Source organism: Companilactobacillus sp. RD055328 (assembly GCF_022835675.1).
Taxonomy (GTDB): Bacteria; Bacillota; Bacilli; order Lactobacillales; family Lactobacillaceae; genus BQUT01.
This window is the reverse complement of record NZ_BQUT01000001.1, coordinates 90,496-106,559: the sequence shown is the minus strand read 5'-3', so window position 1 is coordinate 106,559 and position 16,064 is coordinate 90,496. Positions and strand designations below refer to the sequence as shown.

Annotated in this window: 21 protein-coding genes, 1 other RNA gene and 1 other annotated feature; of the genes, 19 read left to right on the top strand and 3 right to left on the bottom strand. The window is 34.9% G+C overall.

The window, feature by feature from the left end; genetic code table 11:
* Positions 1–129 precede the first annotated feature (129 nt).
* The 3 genes from RD055328_RS00525 to RD055328_RS00515 are packed head-to-tail and all read right to left on the bottom strand — an operon-like array spanning position 130 to position 2,519.
* A complete protein-coding gene (locus tag RD055328_RS00525) occupies positions 130–1,470 on the bottom strand; it encodes a C1 family peptidase (protein ID WP_244086879.1) in 1,341 nt (446 codons plus the stop codon).
* A 52-nt stretch (positions 1,471–1,522) separates the two neighbouring features.
* On the bottom strand, positions 1,523–2,209 hold the full coding sequence (gene rpiA / locus RD055328_RS00520) for a ribose-5-phosphate isomerase RpiA (RefSeq protein ID WP_244086878.1): 687 nt from the start codon (positions 2,207–2,209) through the stop codon (positions 1,523–1,525).
* Positions 2,196–2,519 carry a GNAT family N-acetyltransferase gene (locus RD055328_RS00515; RefSeq protein WP_244086877.1) on the bottom strand — a complete coding sequence of 108 codons (324 nt, stop codon included), beginning with the start codon at positions 2,517–2,519 and terminating at the stop codon, positions 2,196–2,198. The genes rpiA and RD055328_RS00515 overlap by 14 nt, the downstream gene beginning before the upstream one ends.
* A 138-nt stretch (positions 2,520–2,657) precedes the next feature.
* On the opposite strand from RD055328_RS00515, the gene RD055328_RS00510 reads away from it, so the two are divergent.
* The 19 genes from RD055328_RS00510 to ffs all read left to right on the top strand — a co-directional run bounded on the left by RD055328_RS00510 (position 2,658) and on the right by ffs (position 16,011).
* Positions 2,658–3,197 (top strand): dUTP diphosphatase, encoded by a 540-nt coding sequence (locus RD055328_RS00510; RefSeq protein WP_244086876.1) that lies wholly within the window; start codon positions 2,658–2,660, stop codon positions 3,195–3,197.
* 10 nt (positions 3,198–3,207) lie between these two features.
* A complete protein-coding gene (gene radA, locus RD055328_RS00505; protein WP_244086875.1) occupies positions 3,208–4,584 on the top strand; it encodes a DNA repair protein RadA in 1,377 nt (458 codons plus the stop codon).
* Positions 4,585–4,605: 21 nt separating this feature from the next.
* The gene (locus RD055328_RS00500) at positions 4,606–5,751 is read left to right on the top strand and encodes a PIN/TRAM domain-containing protein (RefSeq protein WP_244086874.1); all 1,146 of its coding nucleotides are present in this window, start codon (positions 4,606–4,608) and stop codon (positions 5,749–5,751) included.
* Between the two features lie 12 nt (positions 5,752–5,763).
* Entirely contained in the window at positions 5,764–7,245 is a 1,482-nt protein-coding gene (gene gltX, locus RD055328_RS00495; RefSeq protein WP_244086873.1) for a glutamate--tRNA ligase, read from the top strand.
* Between the two features lie 99 nt (positions 7,246–7,344).
* Complete coding sequence (cysS, locus tag RD055328_RS00490; RefSeq protein WP_244087144.1) at positions 7,345–8,742, top strand: cysteine--tRNA ligase; 1,398 nt, start codon at positions 7,345–7,347, stop codon at positions 8,740–8,742.
* Positions 8,742–9,155, top strand: a complete 414-nt coding sequence (locus tag RD055328_RS00485; protein WP_244086872.1) for a Mini-ribonuclease 3 — start codon at positions 8,742–8,744, stop codon at positions 9,153–9,155. The genes cysS and RD055328_RS00485 overlap by 1 nt, the downstream gene beginning before the upstream one ends.
* Complete coding sequence (gene rlmB, locus RD055328_RS00480; RefSeq protein WP_244086871.1) at positions 9,136–9,906, top strand: 23S rRNA (guanosine(2251)-2'-O)-methyltransferase RlmB; 771 nt, start codon at positions 9,136–9,138, stop codon at positions 9,904–9,906. The genes RD055328_RS00485 and rlmB overlap by 20 nt, the downstream gene beginning before the upstream one ends.
* Before the next feature lie 2 nt (positions 9,907–9,908).
* Positions 9,909–10,436, top strand: a complete 528-nt coding sequence (locus RD055328_RS00475; protein WP_244086870.1) for an NYN domain-containing protein — start codon at positions 9,909–9,911, stop codon at positions 10,434–10,436.
* A gap of 104 nt (positions 10,437–10,540) precedes the next feature.
* On the top strand, positions 10,541–11,134 hold the full coding sequence (locus RD055328_RS00470) for a sigma-70 family RNA polymerase sigma factor (protein ID WP_244086869.1): 594 nt from the start codon (positions 10,541–10,543) through the stop codon (positions 11,132–11,134).
* Between the two features lie 77 nt (positions 11,135–11,211).
* Positions 11,212–11,361 (top strand): 50S ribosomal protein L33, encoded by a 150-nt coding sequence (rpmG, locus tag RD055328_RS00465; protein WP_244086868.1) that lies wholly within the window; start codon positions 11,212–11,214, stop codon positions 11,359–11,361.
* Positions 11,362–11,371: 10 nt separating this feature from the next.
* Positions 11,372–11,554, top strand: coding sequence for a preprotein translocase subunit SecE (gene secE, locus RD055328_RS00460; protein ID WP_244086867.1), 183 nt, complete (start codon positions 11,372–11,374; stop codon positions 11,552–11,554).
* A gap of 95 nt (positions 11,555–11,649) precedes the next feature.
* Positions 11,650–12,192: a transcription termination/antitermination protein NusG gene (gene nusG, locus RD055328_RS00455; RefSeq protein ID WP_244086866.1), complete on the top strand. Its 543-nt coding sequence runs from the start codon at positions 11,650–11,652 to the stop codon at positions 12,190–12,192.
* Positions 12,193–12,315: 123 nt separating this feature from the next.
* Positions 12,316–12,741, top strand: coding sequence for a 50S ribosomal protein L11 (gene rplK / locus RD055328_RS00450; protein ID WP_244086865.1), 426 nt, complete (start codon positions 12,316–12,318; stop codon positions 12,739–12,741).
* Between the two features lie 103 nt (positions 12,742–12,844).
* Positions 12,845–13,534, top strand: coding sequence for a 50S ribosomal protein L1 (gene rplA, locus RD055328_RS00445; RefSeq protein ID WP_244086864.1), 690 nt, complete (start codon positions 12,845–12,847; stop codon positions 13,532–13,534).
* 38 nt (positions 13,535–13,572) lie between these two features.
* Positions 13,573–13,691, top strand: a sequence feature (ribosomal protein L10 leader region).
* Between the two features lie 85 nt (positions 13,692–13,776).
* Positions 13,777–14,280 (top strand): 50S ribosomal protein L10, encoded by a 504-nt coding sequence (gene rplJ, locus RD055328_RS00440; RefSeq protein ID WP_244086863.1) that lies wholly within the window; start codon positions 13,777–13,779, stop codon positions 14,278–14,280.
* Between the two features lie 52 nt (positions 14,281–14,332).
* Positions 14,333–14,701, top strand: a complete 369-nt coding sequence (gene rplL / locus RD055328_RS00435; RefSeq protein ID WP_244086862.1) for a 50S ribosomal protein L7/L12 — start codon at positions 14,333–14,335, stop codon at positions 14,699–14,701.
* 87 nt (positions 14,702–14,788) lie between these two features.
* Positions 14,789–15,394: a class I SAM-dependent methyltransferase gene (locus tag RD055328_RS00430; protein ID WP_244086861.1), complete on the top strand. Its 606-nt coding sequence runs from the start codon at positions 14,789–14,791 to the stop codon at positions 15,392–15,394.
* Positions 15,384–15,878 (top strand): nucleoside deaminase, encoded by a 495-nt coding sequence (locus RD055328_RS00425; protein WP_244086860.1) that lies wholly within the window; start codon positions 15,384–15,386, stop codon positions 15,876–15,878. The genes RD055328_RS00430 and RD055328_RS00425 overlap by 11 nt, the downstream gene beginning before the upstream one ends.
* A 45-nt stretch (positions 15,879–15,923) precedes the next feature.
* Positions 15,924–16,011, top strand: an RNA gene (gene ffs, locus RD055328_RS00420) — signal recognition particle sRNA small type.
* Positions 16,012–16,064: the final 53 nt, after the last annotated feature.

Here is a 16,064-nt window from a genome sequence, read left to right as displayed (position 1 = left end):
TTTCATCTAAAGTTAAATTTCTTTTTTCTTCTAATGACATTTCCTTTTCCTTAATTCTTTGAAATTATAAATGATTATAACATTTTAAAATTGTTTAACATATGAAAAAAGACCTTTTAATAGGTCTTTTTAGGCTAATGCCCCCATTGGATCCCAAGGAGCTAATATTGTTGGATTATCATTTTCTTTTTCAATAATAGATTTTAAATTTTCAGGAAGATACTTCTTGTTGATTACAATTTGATAAGTGAATTCGTCTAACCAACTATCACTCATTACAAAGTAACCTTTGGTACCGACTTTTTCACCCCAAGAATTTTCTACTTTCCATTTAGTTGACTTGCCGTCTTCTATATTCACACCGGTAAGAACCATGGCATGAGTCATAAGGCTTTCAGCATAATCTAAACGTTGGGCTTTGGTCATTGATAAATCAGTATTTAGTAATCCTTCGATATCATAAATATCAGTATCCATAATACCGATTTTACGGTCTGAGCTTTGACCAACATCACTACCAAACCAAACAGATTCGCCAGCTTCTAGTTGTTTTACTGCAAGTGATTTAAAAGTATCAATATCAAGGTTTAAATGACGAACTTCACGTCCACCAACAACATTACCAAGCATTTCAACTGTATATAAATGGTTGTATGGCTTGTCGTCAGTAGGTGAGTTAATGATTGATACATATTCTGACAAGTCCCAATTAATGTATTTTTTAAAGAAGTCTTGTGGAGTGATGTTCTTATCTTGATGGAAGTTCTTGTCATCATCACGATATGACCAATCAAATTCTGTTGGAGGAGTTCCAACTGTATAAACCAAGATACGATAAACTTCACTCAACATCGATTCTTTAATGTCATTAATTTCAGTTTCAGAAACACCATCAGCAACTAATTGTCTTAATGTAACCGCATCTTTTCTAAGTTTTTTGTTTAAAATAGCGTTTAGTTCAGATGAGTTAGTACGACTGAAGGTATCTGGCATTGCAGACTTTGGTACAAGTCCATATTTTTCAATCAAAGCACAGACCATGTCCCATTGACCACCATCTTGTTGAGGAGTTGTCATCAAGAAATCAACTTTACGATCTCCAATTGGTAGGCCAGCAGTAGTTAATACATTTTCGTAGAAGAAGTTAGATTTTTCTAGTTTATCCCAAAACAACATGTAGCCTTGTGATAGTTCAAAACCTTTGATTTTGAACTCTTCTTGTAATGGATGACGTAATGTATTCAAGGCTGCAAATACCCAACATAATCCAGATTGTTTCTGGTCTGAAACAGCACCAGTATCCAAATCAATTGAGAATGTTGGATCCATTGCGACTTTTGATGCAATAGACTCACTTGATTTGTAGATACCATTATTTGCAACTGTGTTTTTAATTACATCAGATGCAGGTGTATTTTTAAGGTCTTGATCGAATTTGTTTAAAATATCTTTAGTAATTTCAAATGTCATAATAACTTGTTTCCTCCTTATTAAAATTAGTTCATATTATTGAAGCAATAAATTAACGAACGTTTTCAATAACTTTTGGTGCGTCTTCGTTACCAATAATTACAGTATTTACCATATCTAAGAATAGACCATGTTCAACTACACCAGTAATACTATCAAGGTAGTTAGCAAGTAGGTGGGGATGTTCAACTTTTTCTAGATACAAATCAATAACGAAGTTATTTGAATCTGTGCGAACTAATTCACCATTATCATCTTTTCTGAATTTAGGATTTAATCCTTCGCGTTCAAGAACGTCGAATGTTTTTTGGCTACCAAAAGGAATAACTTCAGTAGGTAGTGGGAACTTACCTAATGTATTAACAATCTTACTTTGATCAACAATCCAAATAACTTGTTTAGAGTTTAGTGCAACGATTTTTTCTTTCAAGTGAGCTGCACCACCACCTTTAATTCCTTGGTAGTTGTCATCAATTTCATCAGCACCATCGATTGTTAAATCGATATCGTTAACGGCATTAACGTCTAACATTTTGATACCAAGACCAACAGCTTGATCCCATGTTCTATCAGAAGTAGTAACACATTGAACGTTTAATCCTTCTTCTTTAACACGGCGTCCAAGTTCTTCAACCATGAAATAAACAGTTGAACCTGTTCCTAGACCCACAGTCATACCATCTTTGATAAAATCAACTGATCTAATACCAGCTGCTTTCTTTAGTTCATTTTGATCCATTATCATTCTCCTTTGAGATTAAGTTATTTAAGTAGTTGGTGTCTAAGACACCACGAATACTTGTATCTTTTGCAAATTGACTTTTAGCGTAAGGACAGATGGGGATGATTTTTAAATCATTATCTGTAGCGTACTTAATCATTTGATTAAGCATAATTCTAGCCAGACCTTGATTGCGATGAGTCTCTTTAACGAAAGTATGATCGATACTAATAATTTTTGAATCATTGATTGGAGTGAATTTAATTTCGCCAATTAGTTCACTATTATCTTCTATATAAAAGCGATGATTTTTTGAATCAAATTCCATTTTTATAATCTACTTTCTAAATTATTAATAACATACTATCAATAGTAACCAAATTAGTACAAAAAGTCATTTGAAAATAGTGAAAACTATAAGAAAAATGGTATGATTTACTCAATATATCTTAGGAGTGATTAGTTTATGAAAAAACGAGGATTTGAAGTCGTAACAAAGTTTAAAAATGAAAATATTAATTTGCCAAAACGTCAAACAAAAGCTGCGGCAGGATATGATATTGAATGTGCTCAAGATTTCGTGGTTCCTTCAATTTGGAAATCAAAAGTCGCACAATTTATTCATTTGGCTCAACAATCACTTATTCAAAAAGACGACTTAAAAGGAGAAGCTCAAAAAGAATTGAAGCCAGTATTAGTACCAACAGGACTGAAAGCTTATATGCAAGAAGATGAAGTATTGATGCTTGTTAATCGTTCAAGTGGCCCATTAAAAAGAGGATTAGTATTGCCTAACTCTATGGGGATAATTGATGCTGATTATTATGATAATGAAAAAAACGAAGGCGAAATCTTCGTTCAATTAACTAATTATTTTCCTTTTGATGTTCACTTAAAAAAAGGTGAACGTATTGCACAAGGGATGTTCATGACTTACTTAAAGACAGATGACGATGATGGTGGCGTAACTACTAGAGATGGTGGCTTCGGATCATCAGGTAAATAGGAGGCAACTTTTGCCAAAAGTAAAAACTCAATATGTATGTCAGAATTGTGGTTATGTCTCACCCAAGTATTTAGGAAGATGTCCTAATTGTGGTGCGTGGAATCAACTAGTAGAAGAACGTATTCAAGATGAATCTAGTATTAGTTCTAAAGCTACACCTAGTCGCCGAGATAGTTCAAAAACAATCCAACTAGAAAAGATTACTGAAGTTACTTTTCATGAAGAAGACCGCACAAAAACAGGAATGTCAGAATTAAACCGAGTTTTAGGTGGTGGTGTAGTCTCTGGGTCGTTGGTGTTAATAGGTGGAGACCCCGGTATCGGTAAGTCAACATTGTTATTACAAGTATCTGGGCAACTTCAACAAACTGGAGGAACAGTGCTTTATGTTTCCGGTGAAGAGAGTGCTTCTCAAATCAAAATGCGTGCAGATCGATTAGAAGTCAGTGGTGATAATTTATATGTATTCCCACAGACAGATATGTCAGAAATCCGTAATGCTATTAACGATATTAAGCCTAATTATTTAATCATTGATTCAATTCAAACAATGGATGAACCCGAATTAGCATCTGCTGTTGGTAGCGTGGCACAAATTCGAGAAGTAACAGCTGAATTGATGAATATTGCTAAACAACAAGGAATAACAGTGTTTGTTGTGGGACACGTAACAAAGGGTGGAGCGATTGCTGGACCTAAAGTTTTGGAACATATGGTAGATACTGTTTTGTACTTTGAAGGTGATAGTCACCAGTCATATCGTATTTTACGTTCAGTAAAGAATCGTTTTGGTTCAACAAATGAAATTGGTGTTTTTGAAATGCAAGAAGAGGGTTTACGTGAAGTAGACAATCCTTCTGAAATGTTCTTAGAAGAACGTTTAGTAGATGCTAATGGCTCTGCGGTTGTAGTCTCTATGGAAGGAACACGACCAATCTTGGTTGAAGTACAAGCTTTGATAAGTCCGACTGTTTTTGGAAATGCCAAAAGAACGGCATCAGGGCTAGATAATAACAAAGTTGCCTTAATTATGGCGGTTTTAGAAAAACGTGCTAATATTCTCTTACAGAATCAAGATGCTTATTTGAAAGCAACAGGTGGTGTTAGAATTGATGAACCTGCTGTAGATTTAGCTATTGCGATGTCGATTGTTTCAAGCTATAAGAATCAAGGGATTTCTTCTACTGATTGCTTTGTTGGTGAAGTTGGGCTGACAGGTGAAATTAGAAGCGTTGATCGTATAGCTCAAAGAGTTGCAGAAGCAGAAAAATTAGGATTTAGTAGGATTTTTGTACCAAAGAATAATTTGAATAAATGGCAATCTAATACTAAAATTGAAATTATTGGTGTTAGTACTATTGCAGAAGCAATTAAAAAAATATTTTGATAGAAAGGAGGATGCATACACATGAAAAAAAGAGTTATTCAAATATTGACTGTTTTGATAGGTATTGGTGTAGGTGTAGGTGTTTTACCACTCATTTGGATGCAACTCGGATTGTTTAATCAAGTATGGTTAAGATTAAGCATAGTTAATGCTTTGATTGGTGCGGTAATTTTTTATATTCTTTCATTAATATCAACGAATTATATTCTTAGATTGGTTGATCGTGCAGAAAGACGATTGAATGATTTAAGTACAGGATATATTGCTTTTGGTAGTCTCGGATTAATTATCGGCTTAGTATTAGCCAACATTATTTCAATACCGCTATACAGTATGAATCATCCAATCTTTAGTATTCTAATTCCCGTTATACTTATGGTATTCTTCGGATACTTAGGTTTTCGAGTAGGGACTAGAAGAATTGGTGAATGGTCTCATATTTTCCAAAGTCGTAATAAAAAAGACGAAGCTAAAAGCGATAACGAGATTATTAAACCAGTCGAGAAAAAAGATTTCTATCAATATAAGATTCTAGATACGTCAGTAATTATTGATGGAAGAATATATGCTATTGCAAAAACCGGATTTTTAGAAGGAACTATTTTGGTTCCAACTTTTGTTGTGCATGAATTACAATTAATCTCCGATTCTTCGGATGCCTTAAAGCGTGAACGAGGACGTCGTGGTTTAGATATTTTAAATACCATGCGTACTGATAAGAATATCAATATGGAAAGTTATGAAGGTGACTATGATACTATTCCTGAAGTTGATATGAAATTGTTGAAACTAGCTAAGACTATTGACGGAATTGTAGTTACTAACGATTACAATTTGAACAAAGTTAGCGAGTTCCAAAAAGTTCCAGTGTTAAATGTTAATGAATTAGCACGTACGTTAAAACCAACTGTAATTCCAGGTGAAGAAATGACTGTTACCGTTATTAAGGCAGGAACAGAACGTCAACAAGGTGTGGCATATCTTGAAGACGGTACGATGGTGGTTGTAGAAGATGGTAAGTTCTTTATTAATGAAGAGTTAAAAGTTGTCGTAACTAGCGCCTTGCAGACAGATGCCGGTCGAATGATTTTTACAAAGCCAGCACACTCCACTAAGGGAATACAATCTGAAGATAATAAGTCTAAAAACGAAAATAAAAAGAAATAGGAAGTAATAACATTGGCAAACGATATAAGAGTTAGATATGCACCAAGTCCAACGGGACATTTACACATAGGTAATGCTAGAACAGCATTATTTAATTATTTATTTGCCCGTCATAATAAAGGTAAATTCATCATCCGTATTGAAGATACAGATACAAAACGTAATATTGAAGATGGTGAACGTTCACAACTTGATAACCTTAAATGGCTAGGTATGGATTGGGATGAAGGACCAGATGTAGGTGGAGATTTCGGACCTTATCGTCAATCTGAACGTCGTGAATTATATACAGAACGTATTCAAGAACTTTTGGATAAGGACTTGGCTTACGAATCATTTCTAACTGAAGAAGAACTGGAAGAAATGCGTGACCGCCAAAAAGCTAACGGTGAAATGCCTCATTACGAATATGAATATGAAGGTATGAACGACGAAGAAATTAAGGCCGTTCAAGAAGAAAGACGTGCTGCTGGAGTTACACCAGTTGTTCGTTTCAGAATTCCTAAGGATACTGTTTATGAATTCGATGATATCGTCAAAGGACCAATCAGTTTTGAATCAGATACTATTGGTGGTGATTGGGTTATCCAAAAACGTGATGGAATGCCTACTTATAATTTTGCCGTAGTCGTTGATGATCATTTGATGAAAATTTCTCACGTTCTACGTGGTGATGACCATATTGCTAACACACCAAAACAAATGATGATTTACGATGCATTTGGTTGGGATCAACCTCGTTTTGGACATATGACATTAATTATTAATACAGAAACTGGTAAGAAATTAAGTAAACGTGATGAATCGATCTTGCAATTTATTGAACAATATAAAGAGTTAGGTTACTTACCTGATGCTATGTTTAACTTCATTGCTTTACTAGGATGGTCACCAGTTGGTGAAGACGAAATCTTCAATCGCAAAGAATTAATCAAGATGTTTGATGAAAATCGTTTGAGTAAATCACCAGCTAAGTTTGATCAAAAGAAACTTGAATGGGTTAATAACCAATATGTAAGAAAAAGTGATTTAAGTATGCTAACTGACTTGTCATTAGGTGAATTAATTAGTAAAGGATTGGTAGAAAAAAATCCAGATGCTAAGACAATCCAATGGATTCGTCAAATGGTTAGTCTATTCACTGAACAAATGAGTTACACTGCTCAAATGTCAGAATTCGGATCAATCTTCTTGAAAGATCCAGAACCACTTAGTCAAGAGGCTCTAACTGAACTTAAAGAAGATGAAGCTAAGCCGATGCTTGAAGTGTTCAAGGTGAAACTTAGTGAACTAGAAAGATTCACAGCGCCTGAAATTATGAACGCTATTACTGCTACTAAAAATGAGACAGGTGTCAAAGGTAGAAAATTATTTATGCCTGTAAGAATTGCTACTACACAATCTATGCATGGACCTGGAATTGCAGAAGCAATCGAATTATTAGGAAAGAAAAAAGCAATTGCTCATCTTGACCACACATTAGAACAAATATAAAAGAAAGTCCGTTCTGTTATAGAACGGACTTTTTTGTTAGAATAGACTCACTGAATAAAAGAGTTGCGGAGGGTTTTCAAAGTGAAGATTTACAATACCATGACTAATAGTGTCGAACGTTTTGTACCTAAAGTAGAAAATCAGGTATCAATGTATGTCTGTGGCCCTACCGTTTATAATTATATCCATATTGGGAATGCTCGTTCCGTGGTAGCTTTTGATACCATCCGTCGTTATTTTAAATATCGGGGATATCAAGTGAAGTATGTATCGAACTTCACTGATGTTGATGACAAGATGATTAAACAAGCAAAAACTGACGGAATAACTGTTCCTGAATTAGCGGATAAGTATATTACTGCTTTCATGGAAGATACGAAAGCTTTGAATGTTCAGTCAGCTACAGTGAATCCAAGAGCTACTGAATATATTTCTAAAATCATTACATTCATTGAAGAATTAATAAAAAACGAATATGCCTATGAAGTTAACGGGGATGTTTACTACCGTGCTCGCAAGTTTGCTAATTATGGTGAACTATCAGGGCAAAATATCAATGACCTTGAAGAAGGTGCTAGTAATCACGTCACAACTGACGAGATGAAAGTTAAAGAAGATCCAATTGACTTCGCTCTTTGGAAATCAGCAAAGCCTGAAGAAATATCATGGGATTCACCATGGGGTGCAGGTCGACCTGGCTGGCACATTGAATGTTCAGTAATGGCAACTGACATTTTAGGAAATAATTTTGATATTCATGGTGGTGGACAAGATTTAGAATTTCCACATCACGAAAATGAAATAGCACAAAGTGAAGCAGCAACTGGTGAACGTTTTGCTAATTACTGGATGCATAATGGTTTTGTGACAATAGGTAAGGATCAAGAAAAAATGAGTAAGTCACTTGGTAATTTTGTGACTGTCCATGATTTAATCAAGACAATGGATCCGCAAGTTCTCCGTTTCTTTATGTCGACAGTTCATTACCGCCGTACATTACAATACACACAAGATAACATTGAAGATGCTAAGAATAATTTGAATAGAATCAAAAACAGTTTCAACAATATAAGTCATAGACTATTGACTGAAGAAAAAATTACGGACACAGTTTCGATAAAGTCTAAAATTGATGATATTAAGAATTATTTTGTTGAAAATATGGACGACGACTTTAACGTTCAAAACGGAATAACGGCTGTTTATGATTTGGTGAAGTTGGCTAATAATTATTTAGAACAATCTGAGGTTTCAAAAGAAGACTTAGCGATGCTAAAAAACACTATGATGGAATTAATGAATGTTTTTGGCATTGTTTTAGAAGAGTCAGTTGATACTTTAGATGAGCAAGTCGAACAAATGATTGAAGCAAGAAATCAAGCTAGAATCAATAAGGATTTTGCCGAAAGTGATCGTATTCGCGATGTTCTTAAAGAACAAGGAATTATTTTAGAAGATACCGCTAACGGTGTTCGTTGGCATAAGGAAGAAAATTAATGAATATTTATGAACAATTAAATGGTGTGACATTAGCATATCTAGGTGATGCGGTTTATGAAGTTTATATTCGCAAATACCTTTTAAGTAAGGGGATTACTAAGGTTAATGCCTTACAAAAAAACGCCACTAGTTATGTTTCAGCAAAAGCACAAGCGGCATTAATTATGATTATGGAAGAAGAATCGGTTCTAACAGATAACGAAATGTCTGTTTATAAACGTGGCCGTAATGCTAAGGTTTATACGAAAGCTAAGAATACTAGTATCGCAACATATCACATGTCGACTGGATTTGAAGCGGTGTTTGGTTACCTTTCACTGATGGAAGAGAATCAACGGCTAGATGAATTAGCTAAGTGGTGTATTGAAAAAGTAGAAGCGGGGCAAACACATGAAAAAAGAATCCAATGATGAGATTCAAAGTGAATTTATTTTTGGAATTCACGCAGTACAAGAAATATTAAAAGCACCTGATGCAAGTGAACGAGTTAATAAAATATTCATTCAAAAAGATCTTCGTAGTGAGCAACTTTCAAGAGTATTTAATTCAGCTAAGAAAAATGGCTTAGTAATTCAAGAAGTGCCTAAGACAAAGCTGGATACACTATCAGATAATGGAAATCATCAAGGAGTAATGGCAAGTATTTCTGCATATCAATATGCAGAACTTGATGATATTTACGCATTAGCTGAATCTAAAAATGAAGACTTATTTATTTTGATTTTGGATAGTATCGAAGATCCACATAACTTAGGTTCAATTTTACGTACTGCAGATGCGGTTGGTGTTCACGGAGTTGTAATTCCAAAACATCGAGCTACGGGACTTACATCAGTTGTTGCTAAAACTTCTACAGGTGCAATTGAACATGTACCAGTTGTTAGAGCAACTAATCTAGTTAATACGATTAAAAAATTAAAAGAAGAAAAAAACATGTGGTTTTTTGGGACTGATATGGATGGTGAAGAATTCACTAACTGGAATGCCAAGGGGAATATTGGTTTAGTTATTGGTAATGAAGGTAAAGGAATCGCACCAGTTGTTAAAAAACAAATGGACCAAATGTTAACAATTCCTATGGTCGGACATGTTCAAAGCTTGAACGCTTCTGTAGCTGCCGGAGTATTGATGTATCAAGCGTTCAGTTCACGTAAGGGATAAAAATGGCAAAGAAGCAAATAATTATTGTTGATGGATATAATGTTATTGGTAGTTGGCCTAATTTAAGTAAACTAAAAAATCAAAACCATCTATCTCAAGCGCGGGATGAGTTATTGCATGTACTCGCCGAATATCGAAAAATCGAAGATGTAAGAATGATTGTGGTTTTTGATGCGATGTATGTGCCTGGAGTCAAAGAGACTTTTAATGTTTTTGATTTAGAAGTGGTATTTACACCTGAAGATCAGACCGCTGATTCTTATATTGAGGCGTTAAGTGGTGAGCTAAACTCACCACTCAATACGGTTACGGTTGTAACGAGTGATCAAGCTGAGCAATGGACTATTTTTTCGCGTGGTGCATATCGAATACCTTCATCAGAATTTAAAACAAGAATTGATAATGTGAAAAAAGAAATTGATGTTGATGTAAAAAAACATTATGATCGCCAGATTACTCGAAACAGTCCTTGGAGTGACGAACAATTATTACAATTAAAAGAAATGATGAATAAGAAAGACCAGTCGTAAGACGGTCTTTTTTATTTTTAACTTGGACAAAAATTTAATGTGTCTAATAAACGTTTGTTCTCTTAAGGCTTTGAATACCTGTATGCTACCGTAAAAAGTAATAGATGAAAGGCAGGGACGAAATGCAACGAGATCACAGAACAAAAGATATTGAATTAGTAAAAAGAGTAGTGAGCGATAATAGTTCACAAGCAATTAAAGAATTAATGATGCTATATACTCCCATGGTTAAAAAACTGGCAAACCTTTATTATATTCGGAATTTTAATCAAGCTGATTGGTTGCAAGAAGCTTTTATAGTTTGTCATGAAACGTGCTTTCGATTTCATAGTTCCCAAGGATCGCAATTTGGTAGTTTCTTTAAATTACGATTAAAAAATCACTATCTTAGTTTGGTACGCCATGAACTAGCAATAAAAAGAAAGGCCGATCGTGAAGCTTGTTCTTTTGACCATGTAACTTATTACGATCAGTATGTTAAACATGCTGGGACAAGACAATCTTCAATAACAATTGATTCAACGATTGATTTAATTGGATTTTGTGAAACCCTTAGTTATTTAGAATTCAAGGTATTTCTAATGTTGTTAGGTGAAATAAATGTTGAAGAAGTTTGTCAAAAAACTCATGCAACTAAAGATCAGATTTTTTATGCGAAAAATCGTTGTCGCCAAAAGTTACTGGAATACATTAATTAATTCTTTTTCTATCAAAATTGACATACGAGTGCTTAGAAGATATACTTACTAATTGTTAAAGAAGCAGAGGAGCTTTTATGGGATTAAGAAAAATCGCCTTGGCTTGTAGTGTTTGCGGGTCAAGAAATTATACATTGACTGAAAACCCTGCACGAACTGAGCGCTTAGAAATTAAGAAGTTTTGTAAACATTGTGGAAAACATACTACTCATAAGGAAACAAGATAGAGGTATTTAAATGAGATTATTTAAATTTTTTGGTGAAGTTAAAAATGAAATGAAGGTTGTTACTTGGCCTACAGCTAAGGAAAACCGTCGTGACTCATGGACTGTTATCATGACATCAGTTATGTATGGTCTATTCTTTGCGGCAATTGATGCTTTAATCTTATTCTTATTAAATACATTTGTTTCAAAATAATTTGAGATATTCGTTTTTTTTTGATAATATTTACTTACTAGCAAAAAGTCTTGGTAACGGGGCTTTTTTATTTTGTTTGAAAATAGGAGGCCACTATGGCAGATACAGCAAAACAATGGTTTGTTTTACATACATATTCAGGATATGAAAACAAAGTTAAAGAAAATATTGAATCACGTGCAAGTTCAATGGGTATGGAAGAAAATGTCTTTCGTGCAATTGTTCCTGAAGAAGAAGAAACAGAAACAAAAAATGGTAAGACAAAAACAGAAATGAAGAAAACTTTCCCTGGATATGTTTTGGTGGAAATGATCATGTCTGATGAAGCTTGGTTTGTTGTGAGAAATACACCTGGTGTTACAGGTTTTGTTGGTAGTCACGGTGCCGGAAGTAAGCCAGCTCCATTATTGCCAGAAGAAGTTGATCATATCTTGCATAGCGCAGGTATGACAAAACGTGCTCATAATACTGATTTCTCAGTTGGTGAAGTAGTAACAATTGTAGAAGGTGCCTTTTCGGGACGTTCTGGTAAGATTACTGAAGTAGATGAATCACAAATGAAATTAAAAGTTGAAATCGATATGTTTGGTCGTTTGACAGACACTGAAGTAGACTATGATTTTGTTGATAAACAATAATTAAATAATCTGTTGAAAACACACTAGATGCGTGATAAACTAATCTAGTGTGTTTTATTACACTGTGGGAGAGGAAATAGTGATCCTCATTAAAACCACATCACGGAATCGGAGGTATGTACCGTGGCTAAAAAAGTTGCAAACATTGTTAAATTGCAAATTCCTGCTGGACAAGCAACTCCAGCTCCACCAGTTGGGCCTGCTCTAGGTCAAGCCGGTATCAATATCGTTGCTTTTACAAAGGATTTCAATGCAAGAACAGCTGATCAAAATGGAATGATTATTCCTGTTGTTATCACTGTTTATGAAGATCGTTCATTCGACTTCGTTACAAAGACTCCTCCAGCTGCAATATTATTATTGAAAGCTGCTGGCGTTAAAAAAGGTTCAGGTAACCCTAAAGACGAAAAAGTTGCTACAGTTACATCAGAACAAGTTCGCGGAATTGCCGAAACAAAAATGAAAGACCTAAACGCTTCAGACGTTGAATCTGCTATGCGTATGGTTGAAGGTACTGCACGTAGTATGGGTATAGCTGTCGAAGGCTAATCTCTATTACTGATAGTTGTAGTTTTACAAGAAGTGCAAAAGCACTTCTAACAAGTGGGAGGAGAAAAACTCCATTAGACCACAAAGCAAGGAGGAACTTAGCATGCCTAAGCATGGTAAAAAATATACAGAGGCTGTAAAAAATCTTGATGGTAACAAAACTTACTCACCAAAAGAAGCAGCAGAATTACTTAAAGAATTAGACTACGCAAAATTTGATGCAACTGTTGAAGCTGCATTTAATTTAAACTTAGATGTTAAACAAGCTGATCAACAATTACGTGGAGCTATCGTGTTACCTAACGGTACAGGTAAAACTCAACGTGTTGCTGTATTTGCTGAAGGAGACCAAGCTAAACAAGCAGAAGCTGCTGGTGCAGATTTTGTTGGTTCAGATGACTTGGTTGAAAAAATTCAAGGTGGATGGTTTGACTTCGATATTATCGTAGCTACACCACCTATGATGGCTAAAGTTGGTCAATTAGGACGTGTACTTGGACCTAAGGGTCTTATGCCTAATCCTAAGACTGGTACAGTTACAATGGACGTTACAAAAGCTGTTAACGACATTAAAGCTGGACAAGTAGCTTACCGTGTTGATGCTAATGGTTTGATCCATGCACCAATTGGTAAGATTTCATTTGACGCTGCTAAGCTAGAAGAAAACTTCAATGCTCTTAAAGATGTAATCGTCAAAGCACGTCCTGCATCACTTAAGGGAACATACATCAAGAGTATCAATATGACATCAACATTTGGACCTGGTCTTACAATTACACCAGCTTCAAAATAAGTTGATTCATATTGACTTGATGTCAAATAAATGATAGATTATTAATATTAATTCTACCGAAGACTCAGGTGACTTTATGTCTTAATATCCTGCCGAGGCCAGTTTATCGATGATGATAACTCTGTGCTCTTGGGCACAGAGTTTTTTTATTACTCGGGACTCTCTCAAGTAGAAATTAAAAAAGCATTTTAAGTAGTGGACTTCTCTACTACTTGAAATGAATCTAATAGGAGGTAAATGGTTTGAACAAAAATATTATTGCTAAAAAAGAAGCCGCAGTTGACGAAACTGCTGAAATTCTTAAAAACGCAAAATCATTAGTAATCGTTGATTACCTTGGTTTAACAGTTGCTCAAGTGACTGAAATGCGTGCTGAACTTCGTGATAATGACGCTTCAATGTCAGTTATCAAGAATTCAATCTTGAAACGTGCAGCTGATAAAGCTGGATTCGAAGGATTGGATGACAAGTTCGTAGGTCCTACTGCTATTGTTTATTCTAACGAAGATCCTGTTGCACCTGCTAAAGTAGCTGACAAGTTTGCTACTAGTGTAGAAGCAATGGAAATCAAAGGTGGAATGATCGAAGGTAAAGTTGCAGAACTTGAAGAAATTCATGCACTTGCTAAATTACCTAACCGTGAAGGACTATTGTCAATGTTGGTATCTGTACTTCAAGCTCCTGTCCGCAATGTCGCTTATGCGGTTAAGGCAGTTGCTGATAGTAAAGACGAACCTGCAGCATAGTTACAAACAAATTTTAAATTAAAAATACTTTTTTCTTATGGAGGAAAATAAAATGGCTTTAGATACAAGCAAAATTATTGATCAATTAAAAGACGCTTCAATCATGGAATTGAGCGAATTAGTAAAAGCAATCGAAGAAGAATTTGATGTTACAGCAGCTGCTCCAGTAGCAGCTGCTGGTGCAGCTGGCGCAGACGCTGGTGCAGAAAAAGACGAATTCGACGTTGAACTAACAGAAGTTGGTGGAGAAAAAGTTAAAGTTATCAAAGCAGTTCGTGAAATCACAGAACTTGGCTTGAAAGATGCTAAAGATCTTGTTGATAACGCTCCTTCAGTTCTTAAGACAGACGTTGCTAAAGATGCTGCTGAAGAAATGGCTGCTAAACTTAAAGAAGTTGGCGCAACAGCTACACTTAAATAAGCAATTAATAAAAAGTCTCAGTATTGAGGCTTTTTTTGTTTGTCTATATCTAGTAGAATTTAGATATTAAAACTTAGGAGAAAACTATTGCCAGAACAATATTTTGAAAGTAATCCAAATTCTGAACATAACTTACAAGATTGGAAATTTACTTTATTAGGTAATGAATTAATATTTCAAACTGATAATGGTGTTTTTTCTAAAACAACAGTCGATTATGGATCTCGAGTTTTGATTGATACATTTAATGAATCAGACGCACCTGAAGGTGATATTTTGGATCTTGGCTGTGGTTATGGTCCAATAGGGCTATCATTGGCTAAAGTCTATAGCAATCGCCAAATCACAATGTCAGATGTAAATAATCGAGCTCTTGAACTTGCACAAAAAAATGCCAAGCTAAATGATATTAATAATGTGACGTGTCTAGAATCTTCAGTATATGAGAAGATAAATGATAAATTCGCGGCTATTCTTACAAATCCACCAATTCGTGCTGGTAAAAATATTGTTTCAGAAATGATATCGAAAGCTAAAACTCATCTGATTAGTGGTGGTTCACTATGGGTGGTAATTCAAAAAAAACAAGGTGCACCATCAGCGAAGAAGTTAATGGAAGAGACTTTTGGCAATGCTGAAATTATTAAAAAAGATAAAGGGTATTACATACTAAAGGCAATTAATGAAGACTAAAGATATTTTTACAGTAGAAGAGTTAGATCAATATATGAAACTCACGTTATTAGAGGCGAAGAATGCTCTAGCAATGGATGAAGTTCCTATAGGTGCGTTAATTGTTGATAATGAGACCAAAGAAATACTTTCAGCGGGTTTTAACAAGCGAGAACACCTACAAGATTCAATTTTTCATGCGGAAATTGAAGCTATTCAAGAAGCATGTAAGAAAAAAGGTAGCTGGCGTTTAGAAAACACAACGCTATTCGTTACATTAGAGCCATGCCCAATGTGTGCAGGAGCAATCATCAATAGTCGCATTCCTAATGTTGTCTACGGTGCTAAAGATCCTAAAGCGGGTTCAGTTGATTCCTTGAATCAATTGTTGTCTGATGAACGATATAACCATCAAGCAGATGTGGAATCAGGAATTATGGAAAATGAATGTGCAACAATTCTAACTGATTTTTTTAAAGAAATTCGTCGAAAAAATAAGTCTTAATCTAGTATTTGTTGTCAAAATTTGTTAATATAGTATTTGCCGCAAGGCCATAGGCAATGGTGCTCTTATGAATCGTGTCAGATTCGGAAGAAAGCAGCACTAAGTAGGTTGCGTCATGTGCCTTATGTTTGTAAATTAACCTCTCAACTTTAATTAGTTGGGAGTTTTTTATTTACTTCATTTAAC

What these genes read in the sequence shown, in the direction of transcription:
- nusG (WP_244086866.1), top strand. Translation starts at nt 11,650, where the DNA reads ATGGCAGATACAGCAAAACAATGGTTTGTTTTACATACATATTCAGGA.
- RD055328_RS00475 (WP_244086870.1), top strand. Translation starts at nt 9,909, where the DNA reads ATGGCAAAGAAGCAAATAATTATTGTTGATGGATATAATGTTATTGGT.
- rpmG (WP_244086868.1), top strand. Translation starts at nt 11,212, where the DNA reads ATGGGATTAAGAAAAATCGCCTTGGCTTGTAGTGTTTGCGGGTCAAGA.
- RD055328_RS00485 (WP_244086872.1), top strand. Translation starts at nt 8,742, where the DNA reads ATGAATATTTATGAACAATTAAATGGTGTGACATTAGCATATCTAGGT.
- secE (WP_244086867.1), top strand. Translation starts at nt 11,372, where the DNA reads ATGAGATTATTTAAATTTTTTGGTGAAGTTAAAAATGAAATGAAGGTT.
- RD055328_RS00470 (WP_244086869.1), top strand. Translation starts at nt 10,541, where the DNA reads ATGAAAGGCAGGGACGAAATGCAACGAGATCACAGAACAAAAGATATT.
- RD055328_RS00525 (WP_244086879.1), bottom strand. Translation starts at nt 1,470, where the DNA reads ATGACATTTGAAATTACTAAAGATATTTTAAACAAATTCGATCAAGAC.
- RD055328_RS00515 (WP_244086877.1), bottom strand. Translation starts at nt 2,519, where the DNA reads ATGGAATTTGATTCAAAAAATCATCGCTTTTATATAGAAGATAATAGT.
- rpiA (WP_244086878.1), bottom strand. Translation starts at nt 2,209, where the DNA reads ATGGATCAAAATGAACTAAAGAAAGCAGCTGGTATTAGATCAGTTGAT.
- RD055328_RS00425 (WP_244086860.1), top strand. Translation starts at nt 15,384, where the DNA reads ATGAAGACTAAAGATATTTTTACAGTAGAAGAGTTAGATCAATATATG.
- cysS (WP_244087144.1), top strand. Translation starts at nt 7,345, where the DNA reads ATGACTAATAGTGTCGAACGTTTTGTACCTAAAGTAGAAAATCAGGTA.
- rlmB (WP_244086871.1), top strand. Translation starts at nt 9,136, where the DNA reads ATGAAAAAAGAATCCAATGATGAGATTCAAAGTGAATTTATTTTTGGA.
- RD055328_RS00510 (WP_244086876.1), top strand. Translation starts at nt 2,658, where the DNA reads ATGAAAAAACGAGGATTTGAAGTCGTAACAAAGTTTAAAAATGAAAAT.
- RD055328_RS00500 (WP_244086874.1), top strand. Translation starts at nt 4,606, where the DNA reads ATGAAAAAAAGAGTTATTCAAATATTGACTGTTTTGATAGGTATTGGT.
- rplA (WP_244086864.1), top strand. Translation starts at nt 12,845, where the DNA reads ATGCCTAAGCATGGTAAAAAATATACAGAGGCTGTAAAAAATCTTGAT.
- rplL (WP_244086862.1), top strand. Translation starts at nt 14,333, where the DNA reads ATGGCTTTAGATACAAGCAAAATTATTGATCAATTAAAAGACGCTTCA.